This is a genomic window from Streptomyces sp. NPDC030296 (genome assembly GCF_055572815.1).
In genome coordinates this window covers 153152-174583 of the sequence record NZ_JBVICQ010000001.1, presented here as the reverse complement: position 1 = coordinate 174583, position 21432 = coordinate 153152, and the positions used below count along the sequence as shown (strand labels likewise).

At 72.2% G+C, this 21432-nt stretch carries 15 protein-coding genes; 7 read left to right on the top strand and 8 right to left on the bottom strand.

Annotated features, from left to right (window positions below; translation table 11 throughout):
• Positions 1-22 precede the first annotated feature (22 nt).
• Together ACZ4Z3_RS00705 and ACZ4Z3_RS00700 are read left to right on the top strand one after the other, a co-directional pair.
• Positions 23-1033, top strand: a complete 1011-nt coding sequence (locus tag ACZ4Z3_RS00705) for a helix-turn-helix domain-containing protein (protein ID WP_468499004.1) — start codon at positions 23-25, stop codon at positions 1031-1033.
• A gap of 58 nt (positions 1034-1091) precedes the next feature.
• Positions 1092-1475 (top strand): hypothetical protein, encoded by a 384-nt coding sequence (locus ACZ4Z3_RS00700; RefSeq protein WP_468499003.1) that lies wholly within the window; start codon positions 1092-1094, stop codon positions 1473-1475.
• Positions 1476-1569: 94 nt separating this feature from the next.
• On the opposite strand, the gene ACZ4Z3_RS00695 is transcribed toward ACZ4Z3_RS00700, so the two are convergent.
• Positions 1570-3018 (bottom strand): MFS transporter, encoded by a 1449-nt coding sequence (locus ACZ4Z3_RS00695; RefSeq protein ID WP_468499002.1) that lies wholly within the window; start codon positions 3016-3018, stop codon positions 1570-1572.
• A gap of 135 nt (positions 3019-3153) precedes the next feature.
• Between ACZ4Z3_RS00695 and dusB the strand changes: the two genes are divergently transcribed.
• Complete coding sequence (gene dusB / locus ACZ4Z3_RS00690; RefSeq protein ID WP_468499001.1) at positions 3154-4308, top strand: tRNA dihydrouridine synthase DusB; 1155 nt, start codon at positions 3154-3156, stop codon at positions 4306-4308.
• Between the two features lie 171 nt (positions 4309-4479).
• Positions 4480-5676, top strand: a complete 1197-nt coding sequence (locus ACZ4Z3_RS00685) for a polysaccharide pyruvyl transferase family protein (protein WP_468499000.1) — start codon at positions 4480-4482, stop codon at positions 5674-5676.
• Positions 5677-5694: 18 nt separating this feature from the next.
• Here the strand turns inward: ACZ4Z3_RS00685 and ACZ4Z3_RS00680 are convergent, their stop codons facing one another.
• Entirely contained in the window at positions 5695-7635 is a 1941-nt protein-coding gene (locus ACZ4Z3_RS00680; RefSeq protein ID WP_468498999.1) for an amylo-alpha-1,6-glucosidase, read from the bottom strand.
• Positions 7632-9119 carry an MGH1-like glycoside hydrolase domain-containing protein gene (locus ACZ4Z3_RS00675; protein ID WP_468498998.1) on the bottom strand — a complete coding sequence of 496 codons (1488 nt, stop codon included), beginning with the start codon at positions 9117-9119 and terminating at the stop codon, positions 7632-7634. The genes ACZ4Z3_RS00680 and ACZ4Z3_RS00675 overlap by 4 nt, the downstream gene beginning before the upstream one ends.
• Before the next feature lie 229 nt (positions 9120-9348).
• On the opposite strand from ACZ4Z3_RS00675, the gene ACZ4Z3_RS00670 reads away from it, so the two are divergent.
• From ACZ4Z3_RS00670 to ACZ4Z3_RS00660, 3 genes are all read left to right on the top strand, one after another.
• Positions 9349-10548: an ROK family protein gene (locus ACZ4Z3_RS00670; RefSeq protein WP_468498997.1), complete on the top strand. Its 1200-nt coding sequence runs from the start codon at positions 9349-9351 to the stop codon at positions 10546-10548.
• A 430-nt stretch (positions 10549-10978) separates the two neighbouring features.
• On the top strand, positions 10979-13726 hold the full coding sequence (gene ppdK, locus ACZ4Z3_RS00665; RefSeq protein ID WP_468498996.1) for a pyruvate, phosphate dikinase: 2748 nt from the start codon (positions 10979-10981) through the stop codon (positions 13724-13726).
• A gap of 235 nt (positions 13727-13961) precedes the next feature.
• Positions 13962-14339: a hypothetical protein gene (locus tag ACZ4Z3_RS00660; protein ID WP_468498995.1), complete on the top strand. Its 378-nt coding sequence runs from the start codon at positions 13962-13964 to the stop codon at positions 14337-14339.
• Here the strand turns inward: ACZ4Z3_RS00660 and ACZ4Z3_RS00655 are convergent.
• From ACZ4Z3_RS00655 to ACZ4Z3_RS00635, 5 genes are all read right to left on the bottom strand, one after another.
• Positions 14324-15628 (bottom strand): condensation domain-containing protein, encoded by a 1305-nt coding sequence (locus ACZ4Z3_RS00655; protein WP_468498994.1) that lies wholly within the window; start codon positions 15626-15628, stop codon positions 14324-14326. The genes ACZ4Z3_RS00660 and ACZ4Z3_RS00655 overlap by 16 nt on opposite strands.
• 201 nt (positions 15629-15829) lie before the next feature.
• Positions 15830-17155 carry a glycosyltransferase gene (locus tag ACZ4Z3_RS00650; RefSeq protein WP_468498993.1) on the bottom strand — a complete coding sequence of 442 codons (1326 nt, stop codon included), beginning with the start codon at positions 17153-17155 and terminating at the stop codon, positions 15830-15832.
• Between the two features lie 112 nt (positions 17156-17267).
• Positions 17268-18425, bottom strand: coding sequence for an alkaline phosphatase PhoX (locus ACZ4Z3_RS00645; RefSeq protein WP_468498992.1), 1158 nt, complete (start codon positions 18423-18425; stop codon positions 17268-17270).
• A 137-nt stretch (positions 18426-18562) separates the two neighbouring features.
• Positions 18563-20140, bottom strand: coding sequence for a sensor histidine kinase (locus ACZ4Z3_RS00640; RefSeq protein ID WP_468498991.1), 1578 nt, complete (start codon positions 20138-20140; stop codon positions 18563-18565).
• Positions 20137-21192, bottom strand: a complete 1056-nt coding sequence (locus tag ACZ4Z3_RS00635; RefSeq protein ID WP_468498990.1) for a response regulator transcription factor — start codon at positions 21190-21192, stop codon at positions 20137-20139. The genes ACZ4Z3_RS00640 and ACZ4Z3_RS00635 overlap by 4 nt, the downstream gene beginning before the upstream one ends.
• Between the last annotated feature and the right edge of the window lie 240 nt (positions 21193-21432).

Genomic DNA, 21432 nt, shown 5'->3' with positions numbered 1-21432 from the left:
GGGCGGCGGAGATTGGGACGCGATGATCGGGACGGTGTTCCGTAGCGAGGACGTGCCGGCGGACGACAGGTTCGACCACTGGCGGGAGATGGTCGGCCGGATGCGCTCGCCCAGCGACATCATCAGCGCCCACACCACCGACTTCTGGGCGGAGTTCCGGCTGATGGAGCTGGGCCCGGTGACCGTGTGGCCCACCTCGTTCCTGCCGACGCGCTACCGGCGCAGCCAGCGGATGGTGCGGCAGTCCGACCCCGAGCTGTATCACCTGTCGCTGCTGCTGGACGGTGAGTTGACCCTCGACCACGCGGGACGCAGCGGCGCGTTCGGCGCGTTCGACCTGCACCTCGCGGACAGTTCGCAGCCGTACGACCTCCGGCCGGCGGACGATCTGCGGCCCGCGCCCGTCCGGGGTGTGGGCGTCGACTTCCCCAAGTCGCTGCTGCCCCTTCCTCCGCACCGTGTGGGGGAGTTGCTGGGCCGTGGCATTCCGGGCCGGGAGGGTGTCGCCGCGCTGCTGACGGACTTCCTGCTCGGTCTGGAACGGCAGGCCGACACCCTCGGCCCGGCCGACGCGCCGCGCCTCGGGACGGTCGTCCTCGACCTGGTGTCCGCCGTGCTGGGCCAGGCGCTGGACGCCGAGGCGGCGCTGCCGCCGGAGACCCGCCAGGAGGCCCTCGCGCGGCGCGTCACCGCGTTCATCCGGCAGAACCTGCACGACCCGGAGCTGACACCGCCGGTGATCGCGGCCGCGCACCACATCTCCGTCAGCTATCTGCACCGCGTCTTCCAGCAGCACACCCGGGGCGAGACGGTCGCCGCGTGGATCCGGGCCCGCCGCCTGGAGGGCGCCCACCGCGACCTCGCCGACCGCTCCCTGCGCACCACCCCGGTCCACGTCATCGCCACCCGCTGGGGCTACCCACGGGCCTCCGACTTCACCCGAGCCTTCCGCACGGCCTACGGCGCCCCACCCACGGAATACCGCCAGGAGGCCCTGGCGGACCGGGACCGTCGGGTCGGCAACGGCGCCTGAGCAGCGCCGCCGACCCGACGGTCCCCGGCGGGGGACGCGGCCCGCGTAGGCTCGCGGGATGCATGTCCACCGGCGCTTCAAGAACCCTCCCGCGCTGCCTCACGGGGTGGTGGTCGAGACGTTGGAGCGGGCCCTGCGTGACCGTTCGGCGGAGGGGGAGGCGGCGGGGGTGCTGGTCGGCACCGCGTTGCACGACGACGACGCGGGGTTCGTCGAGCACTGGTGCGTGCAGGTGGGGACCCGGGCCGTGCCGGGCAGTCCGCTGCTCGGGCTGGCCGGGCTGTGCCTGGGTCACACCGCCCGACGCTTCGGGCGTCTCGGCGACGAGGCCCGCGCCCTGGCGGAGTCACTGGCGGCGCGCGCCGAGGCGGACCCGTCGGACGTGGACGGCCGCGCCCTCGACGGCTACGACGACGTCCGCAGCTTCCTCCACCTGTGGTGACGCCACCCACCCCCACGAGAAACGCGGGGCGGCGAACCGGACCGCCGGGCACCTGGGCCGGCTCCGCGCCCCTCCTGTCAGGGCGCCCCGACTTCTAGGGCGCCCCGATACCCGCCGCGTCCCGTGCCTCCGGCGACTCCAGGCGGGCCGCCGTTCGTTCGGCGGTGGCTCGGGCCCAGGGGCCGGTGGTCAGGGCGCCCAGGGTCAGGACGGCGAAGCCGCATGCCGCGACGATCCACCACGCGGGGCGGGCCGCCGACACGAACGACTCGGCGTACGAGGACGCCCCCACGCCCGCCGCCAGCACCGCCCCGATCACGGCGACGCCCAGGGTCTGGCCGATCTGCCGGCTGGTGGAGGCGACGGCGGCGGCGACACCGGCCTGCGCGCGGGGCATGCCGGAGACCGCCGTGTTGGTGATGGGCGCGTTGACGAAGCCGAAGCCGATACCGAACAGCACGTATCCGACGACCAGGGTGACGTTCGCCGTCTCCGCCTCGAACGCGGCGAACAGCACCCCGCTCGCGGTCATCGTCACCCCCGCGACGAGCAGCGGCAGCCGTGGGCCCCGGCTGCCGACCAGCCGCCCGGCGACCGGCGCGCACACGAAGCACAGGAAGGCCATCGGGAGCATCCACAGCCCGGCGTGCAGGGCGTCCAGCCCCCGGACGTTCTGCAGGTACAGCGTCGACAGGAACAGGAAACCGCCGAGCGCCGCGAACGCGCTGACCGCGATCACGGTCGCCCCGCTGAACGGCGCCGAACGGAAGAAACGCAGGTCGATGAGGGGCTCGTCCCGGCGCGGCTCGTACCGGAGCAGGCCGACCAGCGCGGCGAGGGCGACACCGCCGAACACCAGCGTCCGCCCCACGGGCGCGGTCGGCGCCTCGATGATCGCGTACGTCAGCGAACCCAGCAGCGCGATGACCAGGAGCTGCCCCACCGGATCGGGGCGGCGGGCCTTCGGCGCCCGGGACTCCGGGACGAACCGCCAGGTCAGCGCGAGTGCGGCCAGACCGACCGGGAGGTTGATCCAGAAGATCGAGCGCCAGCCGACCGACTCCACCAGGACACCGCCGATGATCGGCCCCGCCGCCATCGAGATGCCCACCACCGCGCCCCACACCCCGATCGCCCGGGCCCGTTCGCGCGGGGCCGTGAACGTGTTCGTGATGATCGACATCGCGACCGGGTTGAGCATCGAACCGCCGACCGCCTGCACCATGCGGAACACCACGAGCGCGTCGAGATTCGGGGCGAGGGAGCAGAGCAGCGAGCCGAGGGTGAAGACGACGAGGCCCGCCATGAAGACCCGTTTGCGTCCGATCCGGTCCGCCGTGGAGCCCGCCAGCATCAGCAGCGAGGCGAGGACCAGCGTGTAGGCGTCGATCGTCCACTGGAGACCGGCGACGCTCGCGTCCAGGTCGCGCTGGAGGGTCGGCAGGGCGACGTTGAGGACGGTGTTGTCCAGGCTCACGATCAGGAGGCTGGTGCAGCAGATCGCGAGCACCAGCAGACGGTGGCGACGGCTGAGCTCGGGCATGTCCTCCATCGTACGCCCGAGTCAATAGTGCGCCTAACTAATGAATGCGGTGTCGTCGCTCACGAACGCGGTGGCGTCCGGGAGCCGCCACCGGCCGCCGCACAGGGCTCGCCCGGTGTGCGGGACAATGGGGGAATGTCCACGCCCTCGACCGCGGCCGCCGCGCCTCTCCAGATCGGTCCGCACACCGTCACCCCGCCCGTCGTCCTGGCCCCCATGGCCGGGATCACGAACGCGCCCTTCCGCACCCTGTGCAGGGAGTTCAGTGGGGGCAAGGGCCTCTTCGTCAGCGAGATGATCACGACGAGGGCGCTGGTCGAGCGCAACGAGAAGACCATGCAGCTGATCCACTTCGACGCGACCGAGAAGCCGCGCTCGATCCAGCTGTACGGCGTGGACCCGGTGACCGTCGGCAAGGCCGTCCGCATGATCGCGGAGGAGGGCCTCGCCGACCACATCGACCTGAACTTCGGCTGCCCGGTGCCGAAGGTGACGAGGAAGGGCGGCGGCTCCGCCCTCCCGTACAAGCGGAACCTGCTCCGCGCGATCCTGCGCGAGGCCGTCTCCGGCGCCGGGGACCTCCCCGTCACCATGAAGATGCGCAAGGGCATCGACGACGACCACATCACCTACCTCGACGCCGGCCGTATCGCCGTCGAGGAGGGCGTCACCTCCATCGCCCTGCACGGCCGCACCGCCGCCCAGCACTACGGCGGCACCGCCGACTGGGACGCCGTCGCCCGGCTGAAGGAGCACGTGCCCGAGATCCCGGTGCTCGGCAACGGAGACATCTGGTCCGCCGAGGACGCCCTGCGGATGGTGCGCGAGACCGGCTGCGACGGAGTCGTCGTCGGACGCGGCTGCCTGGGCCGGCCCTGGCTGTTCTCCGATCTCGTCGCCGCCTTCGAGGGGCGTGCCGAGGACATCGCGCGCCCGTCGCTGCGCGAGGTGGCCGACGTCATGGTCCGGCACGCCACCCTCCTCGGCGAGTGGATCGGCGACGAGTCCAAGGGCGTCGTCGACTTCCGCAAGCATGTCGCCTGGTACCTCAAGGGCTTCGCCGTCGGCTCCGAGATGCGCAAGCGGCTCGCCATCACCTCGTCCCTCGCCGAACTCCGCGCGGGACTCGACGAGTTGGACCTGGACCAGCCGTGGCCGGCCGGTGCCGACGGACCGCGCGGCCGCACCTCCGGCAACAACCGCGTCGTCCTGCCCGACGGCTGGCTCAAGGACCCCTACGACTGCGCGGGCGTCGGCGAGGACGCCGAACTCGACACCTCCGGCGGCTGACCCGGCCACCGCCACCCGGCCGCCACCGCCCGGCCAACGCCCCGGCCGCAAGTGCCCGCAACTGGCCACGACCGAGGGCCTGTTGACCCGTTTCGTCGTCGTTCCGGTCGTTGTGCGGCCGGTTTCCGTCATCTCGGAATGAGTGGGGAAATGTCCGGGTAGCGCGCTTCGGTGTGCGGAGCGAACGAGACCCCGAAGACCCTCAGGACCCCGAAGAAGACGGCGAAGCGGCCCACCCGCCGGATCGCGCGGAAACCGGCGGCAGGGCCGAACCGGCCGGCCCCGCCCCCCGCGGGAGCCCCGCCCCCGCCGTCCTACGTCCCGCACTGCTCCCACCACGTCTCCTACCTCCTGACCGTCCTGGACCGGCTCGTGCCCGTCGGCACCCGGTGCGCGGTCATCGGAGCCCCGCTCAACTCCAACGTCGGCGACAGCGCGATCTGGCTCGGCCAGCGCGCCCTGCTCGCCGCGCTCGGCGCCGAGGTGCGCTACGCCTGCGACCTGGTGTCGTACGACGCCGCCCACCTCGCGGCCTGCGTGCCGGAGGGGCCGATCATGCTGACCGGCGGCGGCACCCTCGGCGACCTGTGGGAGGACAGCCAGCTGCTGCGGGAGCGGGTGCTGCGCGACTTCCCCGACCGCCGGATCGTCCAGCTGGCCCAGTCCGTGCACTTCACGGACCACGCCAACCTCACCCGCGCCCGCCGGGTCTTCGACGCCCATCCGGACCTCACCCTGCTGCTGCGCGACCGGCACAGCCTGCACCGCTGCCGCACCGTCTTCGAGGCGCCCGCGCTGCTCGTGCCCGACCTCGCGTTCGCCGTGCCCCCGGACGCGCTGACCGGCGGCACGGCCAGCCATGACGTCGTCTGGCTGGCCCGGGAGGACAAGGAGTCCGCGAAGGGCCCGCCCGCCGGGCGGGGCGCGATCGGCGGCGGGTGCGGCGGCCCGTACGTCTTCGACTGGGCACGCGAGGCCACGGACGCCGAGTGGCGGCAGGCGAAGGAGACCCTGTGGCGGGGCCGGGCCCGCGCCCTGTGCCGGGCCTCCTCGGGCGACCCCGTCGGAGCCGCCCCCGGTCTCCTCACCGCCTACGACGGCCTCGCCCGTCTCCAACTCGCGCGCGGCTGCCGCCTGCTGACGTCCGGCCGGGTCGCCGTCACCGACCGCCTCCACGGCCATGTCCTCGGTCTGCTCCTCGCCCTGCCGCACGTCCTCGTCCCCGACCGCTACGGCAAGATCCGCAGCTACTGGGACACCTGGACCGCCCACCGGCCCCCGACCGCACCGGGCGCGACCGTGGCCTGGGCGGGCACCGAGGCGGAGGCGAGGGAGACCGCGGGCAGGCTCCTCGTCGACCTGCCCTGAGGCGCGCCCGGCGCGCGGCTACGCGCCCCCGACCGCGGTCAGCAGCGCCAGCGGCGCCGCCGCCGACCGGGACTCCCGCACACACGCGTGCGGGTACGGCACCGGCTCCGGATGCGTGTTCCTGCCGTACCCGGCGAGCACCTCCGGCAGCCGGTGTCCCATGGCCGTGGCCGCGTCCACCAGCCCGCCCGCGACCGTGCGGGCCTCGTCGTGCAGCCCGTACCGGGCCAGGCCCAGGGTGATCAGCGCGTTGTCGTGGGGCCAGACCGAGCCCCGGTGGTACGACAGCGGATGGAACGCCGGCTGCCCCGAGGCCAGGGTCCGCACGCCCCACCCGGAGAAGAAGTCCGGTTCGAGCAGCCGCCGGCCGACGGTCTTGCCGTACTCCTTGTCCAGCAGCCCCGACCACAGCAGATGCCCCGCGTCGGAGGCGAGCGCGTCCGTGCGGCGGCCCTCGCTGTCCAGGGCCAGCGCCGGGAAGTCGTGCTCCGGCATCCAGAAGTCCCGCTGGAAACGGTCCCGGAGGTCACCGGCGGCCTGCTCCAGGAGCGCCGCGTAGACCTCGTCCTCCCAGACCGTCCGGGCCAGCGCGGCGGTCCGGCGCAGCGCGTCGTACGCGTAGCCCTGGGCGCCCGCCGCCATCACCGGCCCGGCGGGCGGGCGGCTGCCGTCGGCGGAGCAGATGGCGCCGGGGGAGTCCTTCCAGTTCTGGTTGGAGAGCCCGCCCTGGTCGGCGCGGTACACGAGGTAGCCGCGGGAGGTGAGGCCGCCGTGGTCCAGCATCCAGCCGATCGCGGCCCGCGCCTGCGGCTCAAGCCGCCGGGCCAGGGTGACGTCACCGGTCTGCTCCACGTACGCGCCGAGCAGCACCAGGAACAGCGGGGTCGCGTCGACCGAGCCGTAGTAGCGGCCGTACGGCACCTGCCCGAAGTGGGCCAGCTCGCCGTGGCGCACCTCGTGGACGATCTTGCCGGGCTGGGCGACCGCGTCCACGTCGACCTCGGCGGCCTGGGTGGCGGCGAGCGCGAGGAGCGTGGCGGCGGCCGGTTCCGGGCGGTAGGGGAGGGTGAACAGCGACGTCAGCAGCGCGTCGCGGCCGAGGAGGGTCAGGAACCAGGGCGCCCCGGCCGCCGGCACCCGGAGGCTCTCGCCGTCCGGTCCGGTCGCGGGGACCTGGAGCGCGGCGAGATCGGCGAGGCCCCGCGAACAGGCCGCGGCCAGCTCCGGCCAGCCGGTCGGGAAGGCGACACCCTCCATGAACGCGCCCTCGGAGGCGAGGACCTGGTGCGTCACGGCGGCCGGGGAGGCCGGGACGCGCAGGGGCCGCCGGTCGCCGTGCGGGCGGGCCATCACCCGCAGGGTCAGCTCCACCGAGCCGTGCGGCTCCAGGTCCAGCGCCCAGACGAGGCGTCGCGCGCCCGTCCCGGTCTCCTCCACGGCATCCGGCGCGGGCTCGGCCGTGACCGTCGTGCAGGACCGCCACTCACCGCGCCGGTAGCTGAACTCCACTCCGTCGTCGAGGACCTCACGCTTTCTGACGGCGCCGATCTTGGCGTACGTACGGAAGTCGGAGCGCAGCTCGAACTGGTCGGTGAAGTCGGCGTCCACGGTGAGCGCGATCCGGACCGTCGCCGGCACCGGACGGTTGCTGGTGACGCGCAGCGCCTCGACGAACGCGCTGTCGGAGACGGCCTGCTCCCGGAAGATCGTGTACGCGGGCGGCTCCTGGCGCCCGCCCCGGGGGACGAGCACACACCGCGCGGTGTCGCCGTCGCCGACCGGGGTGAGCGTCTCGGGGACGGCGCCGTCCACGGTGAGCTGCCACCGGCTCAGATGCCGTGCGTCCCGTACGAACAAGCCGTCCGGGGAACTGCCGCCCCGCCGCCCGCTGATGTCGCCGCCGTCGCCCACGGCGGCGAAAGTGCCGCCGCGCACGAGCAGGTGATGCCGGTCCGTCATCGCCGGTCCCCTCCCTGGTCACTCATGTCGCACGTGTCGAATCCGGCCCGGTCGTCGTGGTGCCGGTCGTCGTCGCGGTCCGGTCCGTCGCCGCTTCGGCGGCCGTGGTCGTCCTGGTGCAGCAGATCGAGGGCGAGCGCGGCGGTCCAGCTGAAGCCGAGGGCGCCGCAGGGCTCGCCCGTGTACGGGTCGACGTACTCGGCGAAACCGGAGGCGCCCGCGGTCTCCAGCAGCGCCGACCGCAGCGCGTCCGCCCGCCCCAGCTCCCCGTGGAGCCTCAGGCCCCGCTCCAGCATCCAGTTGGTGTTGAACCAGGCCGGGCCCCGCCAGTACCGGTGCGGATCGAACGCCTCGCCCAGCAGGTCGTACGACGGCACGAGACGGGTGGTGTCCCCGAGCCCGAAGTGCGGTCCGTGCGCCGTCCGCACGAGGGCGGCGACGATCTCGCGGGGCAGACCGGGCACGAGCAGGGGCAGCAGTCCGGAGACACCGCGCTCGGGGACGAGGCCGCCACCGACGACGTCCCGGCACAGGAACATCTCCTCCGCCGGATCCCACAGCCGTTCCACGAGGGCGGCGGTCAGCCGCTCCGCGCGGGCGTCGCGGGCCGTGCCGGTCGCCCCCAACTCCGCGGCGATACGGGCCAGGGCGTGCTCGGAGGCGATGAGGAGGGCGTTGAAGGCGGGGTCCTCGACGGCGAACTCGCCGCGCCCGTCGGCGTATCCCCCGTCCCGGTAGTCCGTCGCCAGCCGCACGTACCGCCCGTAGTCCAGATCCGTCGGCCGGTCCTCGGCCGCGCCGTGGTCGAGGTCGGCGCGGCGGAAGGAGCGGGTCGGGGCCGGGGTCACCCGGGACAGGGGCGCGTCCCAGGCGGGGCTGTTGTCCATGCCCTGCTCCCAGGGGTGGACGACCGAGGCCAGCCCGCCGCCGCCCAGGTCCCGGCGGTGCAGCAGATAGCGGTGCCAGGCCGCGAGCCGCGGGTACACCCGGGGCAGGAAGCCGCGGGCCCGGGAGAGCCCCGGGTCGGAGCGGTGCACCAGCCACGCGGCCAGTGCGTGCACCGGCGGCTGCACGATGCCGGAGGTCTGGGTGGTGCGCGGGGCGCCCGCAGCGCGCCCCGCGGTCGAGGAGCGCCAGAAGTCGGGGCTCGGGAAGTACGCCTCCAGCGGCACCGAGGGGTTGAAGACGATGTGCGGGATCCGTCCGTCACCCCACTGGGCGTCGAGCAGGGTCTCCAGCTCGGTCTGCGCCCGCAGCGGCGACAGGTGGCGCAGCCCGATCGCGATGAACGCCGAGTCCCACGACCACTGGTGGGGGTACAGCCGGTGGGAGGGCACCGTGGACGTCCCCGTCCAGTTGCCCTCCAGCACCTCGGATGCCCTGCGGTGCAGCGATCCGCCCCGGACGCCCGGATCGTATACAGCGCCTTCAGGACGGACGCCCGTGCCTGGTCGGCGGGCTGTGAGCTGGGTTGTGCGATCCACTCAGGGCTCCCCGAGAACAAGGTGCCGACCGGTTCGGCAGTAGGTACCGTAGGGTTACGTCTATTTAACACGCAAAACTCAATATGTAATGCAGAGTTGGGGAACGCAAGAGGGTGAGCGCAAGCGGTCGCGCGGAACGGTCCGCGGACGATCGCGGGAGCGGTGCGTCGTCCGGCCGCCGGGGCGGGGATGATCGGGTGAGGGACCACGCGAACGGGAGGTCGTGAAGGTGGGCAGTCACGCCGGTGCAGGAGATCTGCTGGAGCTGGTCCGCAGCGGCCGGGCCACCACCCGTGGCGCGCTCCAGCAGGCGACGGGCCTGTCCCGGGCCACGGTGGGGCAGCGTCTCGACCGGCTGTTCCGCGCGGGCTGGCTCCGTGAGGGCGCCGGCGGTCCGGTCGGCTCCCCGCTGGGTGGACGCCCTTCCATCACACTGGAGTTCGACGACGAGCATGCGGTCGTCCTCGCCGCCGACCTCGACACCCGCCACGCCCGCGCCGCCGTCGTCTCCCTCACCGGCGAGATACAGGCCGAGCACAGCGGCACTCTCGTCATCGAGGACGGTCCCGAGGCCGTCCTGGACGGCCTTGGGCACTGGTTCGCCGAACTGCTGGAAAAGGCGGGGCAGTCGGCCGACGCGGTCTGCGGCATCGGGCTCGCCGTGCCCGGACCGGTGGAGATGGACACCGGCCGGGTGGTGCAGCCGCCGATCATGCCCGGCTGGGACGGCTACGACATACGCGGCCGGCTGGCCCGCGCCTTCGCCGACCACGCGGCCGGCCCGCCCGGCGTCCCCGTCCTCGTCGACAACGACGCCAACCTCATGGCGTACGGCGAACAGCGCACGGGCTACCCGGACTGCTCGGCGTTCGCCCTGGTCAAGGTGTCCACGGGTATCGGCGCCGGCGTGGTGGTCGGCGGCTCGATCTACCGGGGCGTCGACGGCGGCGCCGGCGACATCGGCCACATCCGGGTGCCCGACGGCGCGGACGCCCAGTGCAAGTGCGGGTCCTACGGCTGTCTGGCGGCGGTCGCGAGCGGCGGCGCCGTCGCGCGGCGGCTGAGCGAGGCCGGGGTTCCGGCGGCGTCCGGCTCCGATGTGCGCGATCTGCTGGTCGCCGGGCACCCCGGCGCGACCGCGCTCGCACGGGAGGCGGGCCGCTCCGTGGGCGACGTCCTGGCGACGGTGGTGACCCTGCTGAACCCCGGCGTCCTGATGATCGCCGGGGACTTGGCCGGAACCCCCTTCCTCACGGGCGTGCGCGAACTGCTCTACCAGCGGGCGCTGCCGCGCTCGACGGCCCACCTGGACGTCGTCACCTCCCGGCTCGGGGAGCGGGCGGGGCTGGTCGGGGCGGGCGCCCTGGTCGTCGAATACCTGTACGCGCCCGAACGAGCGGAGGAGCGGCTCGCGGCCCTGGGGGTGTGACGGGTGCCTCCGCCGGGCGTGTGACAGGCGGGTTTCCGTCCCGTGCGGCGGTCCGCATGGTGAAATCCCGGCCTCCGTGAACGCGTGATTCTCGCCACCCCTGATAAGGGTTGCGCTCAGATGAGCGGATCTTGGGCGGTTCCGGGTCTTCAAGGGGTGGCACTCAGTGCCACCCCTTGATCGTTCATCGCGCGAACTCAGACGTGTTGATTGCCGCTCATCTGAGCGGATATCGCGGGTCTCGGGGCATGTCGCCTTCAAGAGGTGAACACATCAGCGTTCAACACCTTGCCAAGCCTTGACTTTCGATCTGCTGGCGGACGGGTGGTTACAGGCGCATGACGCACAAGTGGACGTACCCAGGAGCCTTCGATCTGGGTATGTTCCTGGCCGTCAGGGCAGCCACCGCGTCCTCAAGGAGTTGGGACCTGTGTCGGAAAACAAAGATCCCCACGTAGGCCACGTAGCTCGGAGCGTTGAGGGCGTGAAGTTCGTCTATGACTTCACCGAGGGCAACAAGGACCTCAAGGACCTCCTCGGTGGCAAGGGCGCGAACCTCGCCGAGATGACCAACCTCGGTCTTCCGGTGCCTCCCGGCTTCACCATCACCACCGAGGCCTGCAAGGTCTACCTGGACAGCGGTGACGAGCCCGCGGCACTGCGTGACGAGGTGAGCGCCCATCTGGAGGCGCTCGAGAAGCGCATGGGCAAGAAGCTCGGCCAGGCCGACGACCCGCTTCTCGTCTCGGTCCGTTCCGGCGCCAAGTTCTCCATGCCCGGCATGATGGACACCGTCCTGAACATCGGCCTCTCCGACAAGTCCGTGAAGGGCCTCGCCGACCAGGCCGGCGACGAGCGCTTCGCGTGGGACTCCTACCGCCGGCTCATCCAGATGTTCGGCAGGACCGTCCTCGGCGTCGACGGCGAACTCTTCGAGGACGCCCTCGACAAGGCCAAGGAGACCAAGAACGTCACGGTCGACACCGAGCTGGAGGCCGCCGACCTCAAGAAACTGGTCACCACCTTCAAGAAGATCGTCAAGAAGGAGGCCGGCCGGGACTTCCCGCAGGACCCGCGCGAGCAGATGGACCTGGCCATCAAGGCCGTCTTCGACTCCTGGAACGGCGACCGCGCGAAGCTCTACCGCCGCCAGGAGCGCATCCCGCACGACCTCGGCACCGCCGTCAACGTCTGCTCCATGGTCTTCGGCAACCTCGGCCCCGACTCCGGCACCGGCGTCGCCTTCACCCGTGACCCCGCCTCCGGCCACCAGGGCGTCTACGGCGACTACCTGCAGAACGCGCAGGGCGAGGACGTCGTCGCGGGCATCCGCAACACCGTCCCCCTGGCCGAGCTGGAGTCGATCGACAAGAAGTCGTACGACCAGCTGATGCAGATCATGGAGACGCTGGAGAACCACTACAAGGACCTCTGCGACATCGAGTTCACCATCGAACGCGGCCAGTTGTGGATGCTCCAGACCCGCGTCGGCAAGCGCACCGCGGGCGCCGCGTTCCGGATCGCCACCCAGCTCGTCGACCAGGGCCTCATCGACGAGGCCGAGGCGCTCCAGCGCGTCAACGGGGCGCAGCTCGCGCAGCTGATGTTCCCGCGCTTCGACGAGGACGCGAAGGTCCAGCAGGTCGGCCGGGGCATCGCCGCCTCGCCGGGCGCGGCCGTCGGCAAGGCCGTCTTCGACTCGTACACGGCCGTGAAGTGGTCCCGGTCCGGCGAGAAGGTCATCCTGGTCCGCCGGGAGACCAACCCCGACGACCTCGACGGCATGATCGCCGCCGAGGGCATCCTGACCTCGCGCGGCGGCAAGACCTCCCACGCGGCCGTCGTAGCCCGCGGCATGGGCAAGACCTGTGTCTGCGGCGCCGAGGAGCTGGAGGTCGACACCAAGCGCCGGCGGATGACCGTGCCCGGCGGGCACGTGGTGGAGGAGGGCGACCTCATCTCCATCGACGGCTCGTCCGGCAAGGTCTACCTGGGCGAGGTCCCGGTCGTCCCGTCCCCGGTCGTGGAGTACTTCGAGGGCCGGATGCACGCCGGCGCCAACGACGCCGACGAACTGGTCGAGGCCGTCCACCGGATCATGGCCTTCGCCGACCGCAAGCGCCGGCTGCGGGTCCGGGCCAACGCCGACAACGCCGAGGACGCGCTGCGCGCCCGCCGCTTCGGCGCCCAGGGCATCGGACTGTGCCGCACCGAGCACATGTTCCTCGGCGACCGGCGTGAGCTGGTCGAGCGGCTGATCCTGGCCGACACGGAGACGGAGCGCGAGGAGTCCCTGAAGGCGCTGCTCCCGCTGCAGAAGCAGGACTTCGTCGAGCTGTTCTCGGCGATGGACGGACTGCCGGTGACGATCCGTCTCCTCGACCCGCCGCTGCACGAGTTCCTGCCCGACATCACCGAGCTGTCGGTCCGGGTCGCCCTGGCGGAGTCCCGCCAGGAGCCCCACGAGAACGAACTCCGGCTCCTCCAGGCCGTCCACCGGCTGCACGAGCAGAATCCGATGCTGGGTCTGCGTGGTGTCCGCCTCGGCCTGGTCATCCCCGGCCTGTTCACCATGCAGGTGCGGGCCATCGCGGAGGCGGCGGCCGAGCGGAAGAACGCCAAGGGCGACCCGCGCGCCGAGATCATGATCCCGCTCGTCGGGACGGTGCAGGAGCTGGAGATCGTCCGCGAGGAGGCCGACCAGGTCGTCGCGGAGGTCGAGGCGGCGACCGGTACGCAGCTGAAGCTGGCGATCGGCACGATGATCGAGCTGCCGCGGGCCGCGCTGACCGCCGGCCAGATCGCGGAGGCGGCGGAGTTCTTCTCCTTCGGCACGAACGACCTCACCCAGACGGTGTGGGGCTTCAGCCGGGACGACGTGGAGGCGAGCTTCTTCACGGCCTACCTGGAGAAGGGCATCTTCGGCGTCAGCCCGTTCGAGACGATCGACAAGGACGGTGTGGGCTCCCTGGTGAAGCTGGCCGCCGAGGCCGGCCGCGCCACCCGCCCCGACCTCAAGCTCGGCGTCTGCGGCGAGCACGGCGGCGACCCCGAGTCGGTCCACTTCTTCCACGAGGTCGGTCTCGACTACGTCTCCTGCTCCCCGTTCCGCATCCCGGTGGCCCGTCTGGAGGCCGGCCGCGCGGCGACGCAGTCGGAGGGCAGCGACCACCGCTAGCCGGCACCGCGAGGCATCCGCCTCGCACCCCGGACCCCGGAACCGCCGCTTGTCCCCGACCGACCCTCACCGATGGGCGGCGGTTCCGGATCACGAAAAGAGGGCGGCACCCCGTGCGGGGGGTGCCGCCCTCCGTGCGAGGAAAACTCCGTGGCCCGTGGGGCCGGGCTGTCGGTAGCGTCGGGGGACCGCCGACCGCGCCGGGCAGTCGGCCCGTTCCCCGAGGGTGAGTTCCGTGAGTACGCCGCGCCCGACGCCGTACGAGACGCCGTCCGGGACGACCACGCTGTGGCGTCCCACCGGCCCCGAGGAGCTCGCGCTGGTGCGGGAGTCGGGCTGGAGGGCCTGGCCGCCGCGCCTTCCCGAGCAGCCGATCTTCTACCCCGTCCTCAACGAGGACTACGCCGTGAGGATCGCGCGGGACTGGAACGTGAAGCACAGCGGGGCCGGCTTCGTGACCCGGTTCGAGGTCGAGACCGCGTTCCTGCGCCGCTACCCGGTGCGCCGGGCCGGCGGCGAGACGATCCTGGAGCTGTGGGTGCCCGCCGAGGAGCTCGACGAGTTCAACGCGCACATCGTGGGCCCCATCGAGGTCACTCACGAGTTCCGCTGAGCGCCCCCGATCTCCCGCAGCACCGCCACGAGTTCGTCGTGCTGCGCGTCGTTGATCTGTTGTGCCTCGGGTGTGTCGACGTGCAGCGTGTTGACGTGCAGGCCTGCCGCGGTCCGGTGGAACCAGTGGCTGATGCCGTTGCCGCGGGCCGCCCACACGTGCAGCTTGGGGTTCCACAGGGGGTGCTGCTCGCCGCCCGGAGCCCTGCGGAAGTCGATGTACGAGAAGAAGTTCACGGCGTACGGCCAGTGGTGCAGACAGTAGGCCTCCGGTGCGAGCAGCTCCCAGGCCCGTACGAACGGGACGTCCACGTGCCGCTGCATCTCGGTATAGGCGGCGCCCGCCCCGGCGATGGTGGCGCCAAGGCCCCCGACGCCCGCCTCGCCCACCTCGAACTCGATGGGCATCGTGTTCACGAACCAGCCGAGGGAATGCTCCCAGACCTCCGCGTTCCTCTCACTGACCGGCAGCAGCCCCCGGTACACCGCGGGGCCTCCCAAACGGCGCAGCGCCGTCGCGACCGCCGCCAGGACACCGGTGAAGACGCTGCCCCCAGCCGCACGGGCACCCGCGGCCAGTGCCTTCGTCTCGTCGGCGTCCAGCAACCGGCGGCTGCGGTTCGCCATCGGGTACAGGCGGTCGTCCGCCACCCCGATGTCGAAGGGGAACCGGGGGAAGAACCCACCGTTCCGGGCGGTGAATCCCTTCCAGTAGTCCAGCCGGTCGTCGTCGGGCCGCAGGGACGACCAGCGGCGGCGTTGCGCGTCCCCGAAGGTCAGATAGCTGGCCGCTGGCGGCAGTTCGGGGAGACGGCCGGCCGTGTGCGCCGCGTATGCCGTCTGGATCTCGTTCACCACCACGGGCATCGACATGCCGTCGCACACGAGGTGGTCGAAACAGAGATAGACCGTGGAACGCGACTCCCGGACCACCGCGCCCATCAGGAGCAGCGGCCAGGACAGCGTGTCGATGCTCTTGAACTCCTTGTCCAGATGGGTGTGCAGTCCCTCCGCGGTGTGGAAATGGCCGACCTGCTCCGCCTCCAGCGAGACCGATTCGGGTGAGAGGGCCGTGCAGGTCAGATCACCGGCCGGCCGCCGGAATTCACAGCGGAGCACCTCATGGCGGCGTACGAGGAGAAGGAAGGCGGATTCCAGCGCCGCGAGGTCGAGCCGGCCCTCGATCTCGAAGGTGATCGTGATGGAACTGGCGATGCAGTCACTCGTGCTCCGCGTCGCCTGGAACGACGAATGATGTTTGTCCTGGTTGAAGGACGCGGACTTGGACACGGCGGCCGGATCGTCTCCCCCGGAACGCGGGGTGTGTTTGGCGCGCAGGGACCAGGAAACGAGGGTGCCGGGCGCGATTCGGGTCTCGGTGAAAGGAATCTGTAGCACTCCGAGGCTCTCTGTTCGTGTGCGTGGGAGGGAGCGGGGGGGCGGGGGCAGGGGTGCGGATTTCCCGCGAGGACCGGGGACCGGACAAACACGTCAAGCGAGTCGGGCCAGCAGAGAACTCACCGCCGCGTTGACGCCGTTCTCGGCGCGGATCAAGGGGGCCATCTCCGTCGCCCGGTACCACAGGTGCCGGTCCTCGACCGCCCGGCCGATCGCCTCCGCGAGCCTCTCCGCCGTGAGGCGCTGGGCGGGGACGGGAGCGGGGGCCACGCCCAGCGCCCGCATCCGTTCGGACCAGTGGGACTGGTCGCCCATGTGCGGGCAGAGGACCTGGGGGCGACCGGCGGCGAGGGCGGCCGCGACGGTGCTGGGGCCACCGTGGTGGACGACCGCCGCCGTACGCGGGAAGAGCCAGTCGTGGGGCGCCGCGTCGATCGTCAGGACGTCCCGTGACGGGGGAGACTGCTCGATGCCGCCGCGCCCCGTCGCCACGACGGCCCGCGCCCCGGACAGCCGGACCGCCTCCATGACCAGGGCGTTGTACGAGGGCGCCCAGGTGTCGGACATGCTCCCGAAGTCGATGCAGACCGGTGCCGGTCCCTCGTCCAGGAAGCGGGTCAGCTCCGCGGGCGGCGTCCAGTCGTGGCGCGCCGGCATGAACCAGAAGCCCGTGGTGTGCACGGCGTCGCCCCAGACGGGGTCGACGGGCATCACATGCCGGCTGAACGACTGGAGAACCTGCCGCCGTTTGCCCTCGGGATCGCGCAGCCACCCCCGGGCGCCGTACCTGCGCGCCGCGAGCCCCAGCTCCGTCGTCCGCCAGCGCTCCACCTCACGGGACCGCTGGGTCGCCGTCACCACGGCGTAGGTGCTCCGGTTCAGGAAACGGGGTACCCGCGGCAACGGCAGCAGGGAGCAGGGGAACTCATCGGTGGGAATCCAGCCGGGCTGCAGGGCGACGACGACGGCGGGCACCTCCAGCATGTCGGCCACATGCTGGGCGGGGAACGCCGCCGAATGCACCACGGCCGCCACGTCGCCGTGATCGTGGGCGATCGCTGCCACGTCCTGAAGCGAGGGAATCAGTAGTTTCTTCAGACGGGCGACCGTTCTCGCGGCCGCGATGTTCCCACGTACTCCCAGCAGCCCGTGGTCGATGATCCGGCGGGTTTCCGGCTCGTCGAGAATCCGGGTGGGTCCGTCGTCGATCGACGCGAAATCCACCCCGTACGCGGCCGCTTCGGACGCGTACGGCGACGGAGCGGCCAATAACGGTGTGTGGCCGTGGCGACGGAGCGCCACGGCCAGTGCGAGGAAGGGCCGCACGTCCTCGCTGGTACCGCATGCCGCGAGGAGAACCTTGCGCGGGCGGATGCCGTCTCCGGGGCTCGCCGGCCCCGATTCTTTGGGCAAGACCACGCGCAGAACCTAGCAGAAGGGAAATCGAACGGGTTTGGCGTGGAAATGGGTTCGAGATTTCCCCTCCGGATTCCTCTCCGTATTCCCCTTCGGGATTCCCTTCGGGAATTGCTCAGGTGCGGAACGGCCCCGTCACTTCGTACGTGATGCCGCCGGACGAACTGCCGCTGGTGCCGCGCTGGCTGGAGAAGTACAGCCGGCGGCCGTCGGGGGAGAAGGCCGGGCCGGTGATCTCCGAGGCGGACTGGCCGTCGACGCGGAGGAAGGGGGCGACGACGTCGTCCGGGGTGATCACGCAGATCTCCATGGTGCCGCCGTCCTCCGCGACGAACAGGTCGCCGGAGGCCGTGCCGGTGACGTTGTCGACGCCGGTGAGCGGGGCGTTGCCGCCGGTCACCAGGGAGTCGTCGTAGGCGAGTTCGATGGTCTGCGCGGCCGCGTCGTACTGCCAGACGCGGTTGTCCCCCTTCGTCGTGAACCAGCAGGTGTCGTCGGCGTGGTAGCAGCCCTCACCGCCGTTGAAGCGCTTGGCGCCGGACACCTGGTTGCGGGTGGCGGTCGCGCCGGACGGGTCGGGGACCCTGGCCCAGGTCACGGGGCCGCTGGTGCCGGTGCCGGCCACCATGACCTCCAGCGTGCCCGACGACAGATCGCCCCAGGTCGTCGGCCGGAAGCGGTAGAAGCAGCCGTCGGTGACGTCCTCCGTCATGTAGACGACCCCGCGCGCCGGATCGGCGGCCGCCGCCTCGTGCTTGAACCGGCCCATCGCGTCCCGGCGCACCGCCGCCTTCACGCCCCACGGGTCGGTCTCGTAGACGTATCCCCGGTCGACCTCCTCGCAGGACAGCCAGGTGTTCCACGGCGTTTTCCCGCCCGCGCAGTTCGTCCGGGTGCCCGAGAGGATGCGGTACGCCGAGGTGACCGCGCCCGTCGAGGAGAACCGCACCGCGCTCGCACCGCCGGACGGGCTGATCTCCGAGTTGGAGACATAGATCCAGCCGCTGCCGTCCGCGTAACAGGCCCCGCCGTCGGGCGCGTTGTGCCAGGTGTACGACGTGCCGGGGACCCGCTGGCCGGAGCGGGCGATCACCCGGCTGGTGAAACCGCTGGGGAGCCTGATGCCGTTGGCGTCCGGCGCGCCGAGCGCACCGTACGGGCCCGCGCCGGGCTGGGCGGGCGCGGCGTACGCGGCGCCGCGCCACAGGGTTCCGCCGAACGCGGTCGAGGTGCCGCCGAGGACGGCCGCGCGTAGCAGGGTACGACGTTCCACTGTCGCTCCAAAGGTGCGTTGACCGGCCCGCCTGCCGGTCGGCGGCGGGGTCGCGCGGTGACGGAACTTAGGGGAGCGTGATGGACGGGGCATGGACAATCAATGACCGTGCGGCGGCGTTCTCGGGCGGCGCCCGCTCACGCGGGCAGCGGCGGCGCCTCGCGCCTGCGCGGACCGGGACGCGTACCGAAACCGTGGCCGCCGGGCGGGACCGGCGGTTCCGCCGAAGGCAGGCGGACGACGGCGTCCAGACCGCCCGTGGCCGCCTCGTGGAGCGTGACCTCGCCGCCGCTGGCGTGCGCGAGCCGCTGGACGAGGGAGAGACCGAGCCCCGTGCCGCCCTTGGGGGCGCCGGGGGCGCGCCAGAAGCGGTCGAAGGCACGGGCCCGCTGCTCGGCCGTCATCCCGGGCCCCTCGTCGGTGACATGGAGGTCGACCCAGGCGGGCCGGGCGTCGCGCAGGCCCCGACGGGCGGGGGCGTGGAGCCGTAGCTCCATGGTGACCGTGCTGCCGGACGGCGAGGCCCGCAGCGCGTTGGAGAGCAGGTTGTCGAGGAGCTGCTCCACGGCTCCCGGCAGTGCCGTCACGGGGCCCACGCTGCCGGCGAAGAGGACCAGCGAGACACCCTCGCGTTCGAACAACGGGCCCCAGGTGCGGTGCCGTTCCGCGCAGATCGCGCCCACGTCGACCTGGACCGGGATGGCCGCCGCCTCCTCCAGGCGGGCCATCGCGAGCAGTCCCTCGACCATCCGGGCCAGCCGGTCGGTCTCGGTGACGGCGGCGTCGAGGCTCGGCCGGGCGGGCCGGGCGATGTCCGGCTCCAGGTTCTCCAGGCGCAGCCGCAGCGCCGCCAGCGGCGTCTTCAGCTGGTGCGACGCCTCCCCCGCGAAGGCCCGCTGCGAGGCCAGCAGGTGTTCCAGCCGGGCGGCCGTCGTGTTGAAGGCCGCCGCCAGGCGGAGCACCTCCGGCGGGCCCGAGGTGACCTTCACGGAGGTGGCCGCCCCGCCCTCGGCAAGACGGTGCGTGGCCTCCTCCAACTGCCGGATGGGCCGCCCCGCCCACCGCGCGAACGCGAACGCCGCCACCGTCACACCGGCGAGCACCGCCAGCCCGGCCAGCACGAGCAGCAGCCACACCGCGAACACGCGCGCGTGCACCATGGTGGTGGGCAGCGTGACGCGCACGGCACCCTGGGTCGCTCCGCCGGAGGCCGGGCCGGCAGCGGCGGCCGTCCGCACGGCGGAGCGGGGGGTCGTAGCTGCGGCTGGGGCGGTGTCGGCGGTTGTGGCCGTGGCCGTGTGGCCCACGGGGGCCGCCACGGACAGGTAGTGGACCCCGCCGGTCGTCGTCGTGCGTACGTCGGTGGTGGCGCGGCCCTTGAGCGCGGCGGAGATCTCGGGGAGGGAGGCCAGGTCCCGTCTCTCCGCCTCGGACAGGTCGTGCGAGGTGGCCAACAGGTTCCCCCGCGCGTCGACGATGACCACCTTGCCGCCGATGCGCTCGGCGCAGTGCGCGGCTCGTTCGGCGAGTTCGTCCGGACGCCGGGCGGCGAGGGACAGCGCGGCGAACGCGGCGACCGACTCCGCCTCGTCATTGGCGGAGTTGACGATCCGCTCGCGTTCGGCCCGCGAGTAGACGAAGCCCAGCGGGATCTCCAGGCCCAGCAGGACGAGGGCGGCGAGGCTGAGGTAGCTCAGCAGCAGCCGGCGGGTCATGAGGCCGCCGCCTCGGGCGTGTGGTGCCGGCCCGGACCGGGTCCCGGCCCACGGCCCTGCCCCGGCCCGGGCCCGCGGACGGCGAGCCGGAAGCCGACACCGCGCAGGGTCTGGATCCACGCCGGGTCGCCGAGCTTGCGGCGCAGGGTGGCGACATGGACGTCCAGGGTCTTGGTGGGGCCCTGGTAGTGGTCGTCCCAGACGCGGTTGAGGATCTGCTGCCGGGAGTAGACCGCCCCGGGGTCCTCGGTGAGCAGCGCCAGCAGCTCGAACTCCTTCGGCGTCAGCGCGACCGGCACGTCCCCCACCCACACCTGCCGCGTCCGCCGGTCCACGACCAGCGGCCCGGGCGACGACACGGAACGGTCGCCCTCGCTGCCGGTGCCGTCCACGGCGGAGGCGTCACGGGGTTCGGCCGGGGCCTGTTCGTAGGAGGGGGGTGCGTAGACAGGGGGCTCGTAGGCGGGTGGTTCGTGGACAGGGGGCTCGTAGGCGGGTGGTTCGTAGGCGGAGGACCGGTAGGCGGGAGTTCGGTAGGCGGGGGGTTCGTGGACGGTGTGGTCGCGGACAGGGGCCTCGTCCACACGGGTGCCGTGCGCGGGCGTCTCGTACGCCGTCGCCCAGTCGTACTCGGGCGAGGCACCGATGCCGCGCCGCGCGCCGGTCGCGTCCGGTGTCCCCTCCTCCGGCCCGGGCCGTCGGTGCCGTCGGGACACCGCTCGTATCCGGGCCACCAGCTCGCGGATGCTGAATGGTTTCGCCAGGTAGTCGTCGGCGCCCAGTTCCAGGCCCAGGACGCGGTCGGCCTCCTCGCCCCGCGCGCTGAGGATGATGATGGGGACGTCGGAGGACCGGCGGATGCCGCGGCAGACGTCGATGCCGTCCATGTCGGGCAGACCGAGATCCAGCAGGACGACATCGCCGTGCGGACCTCTCAACCCGTCCGCGCCGGTGGCCACGTGATGGACCGCCAGGCCGAAGTGGCGCAGCCCGTCGGCGAGCGGTTCGGCGATCGTCTCGTCGTCCTCGATGAGCAGCACTCGTACGCCCATGGCGTCCTGTCTCTCCAAAGGGTCCGTACAACACGGTTCCCGTGCTGTGGGATCGACCACGCTACAAGAGACCGAACAGTGATGCGCAGTGAATCCGGAGCATTGTGAAATGACCCTCAGAAACCGCTTGTATTCAGCCGGTCGACCTGCGGAGAAGGGCGGCCTGGCTGAAATCTGTGGAAACCCTGGCGGCGTTTTAGTGTTCGCTTAACCTTCCTCTGGTCATCGCCCCCCTACGGT

What these genes read in the sequence shown, in the direction of transcription:
- ACZ4Z3_RS00705 (WP_468499004.1), top strand. Translation starts at nt 23, where the DNA reads ATGATCGGGACGGTGTTCCGTAGCGAGGACGTGCCGGCGGACGACAGG.
- dusB (WP_468499001.1), top strand. Translation starts at nt 3,154, where the DNA reads ATGTCCACGCCCTCGACCGCGGCCGCCGCGCCTCTCCAGATCGGTCCG.
- ACZ4Z3_RS00635 (WP_468498990.1), bottom strand. Translation starts at nt 21,192, where the DNA reads ATGGGCGTACGAGTGCTGCTCATCGAGGACGACGAGACGATCGCCGAA.
- ACZ4Z3_RS00680 (WP_468498999.1), bottom strand. Translation starts at nt 7,635, where the DNA reads ATGACGGACCGGCATCACCTGCTCGTGCGCGGCGGCACTTTCGCCGCC.
- ACZ4Z3_RS00640 (WP_468498991.1), bottom strand. Translation starts at nt 20,140, where the DNA reads ATGACCCGCCGGCTGCTGCTGAGCTACCTCAGCCTCGCCGCCCTCGTC.
- ACZ4Z3_RS00700 (WP_468499003.1), top strand. Translation starts at nt 1,092, where the DNA reads ATGCATGTCCACCGGCGCTTCAAGAACCCTCCCGCGCTGCCTCACGGG.
- ACZ4Z3_RS00695 (WP_468499002.1), bottom strand. Translation starts at nt 3,018, where the DNA reads ATGCCCGAGCTCAGCCGTCGCCACCGTCTGCTGGTGCTCGCGATCTGC.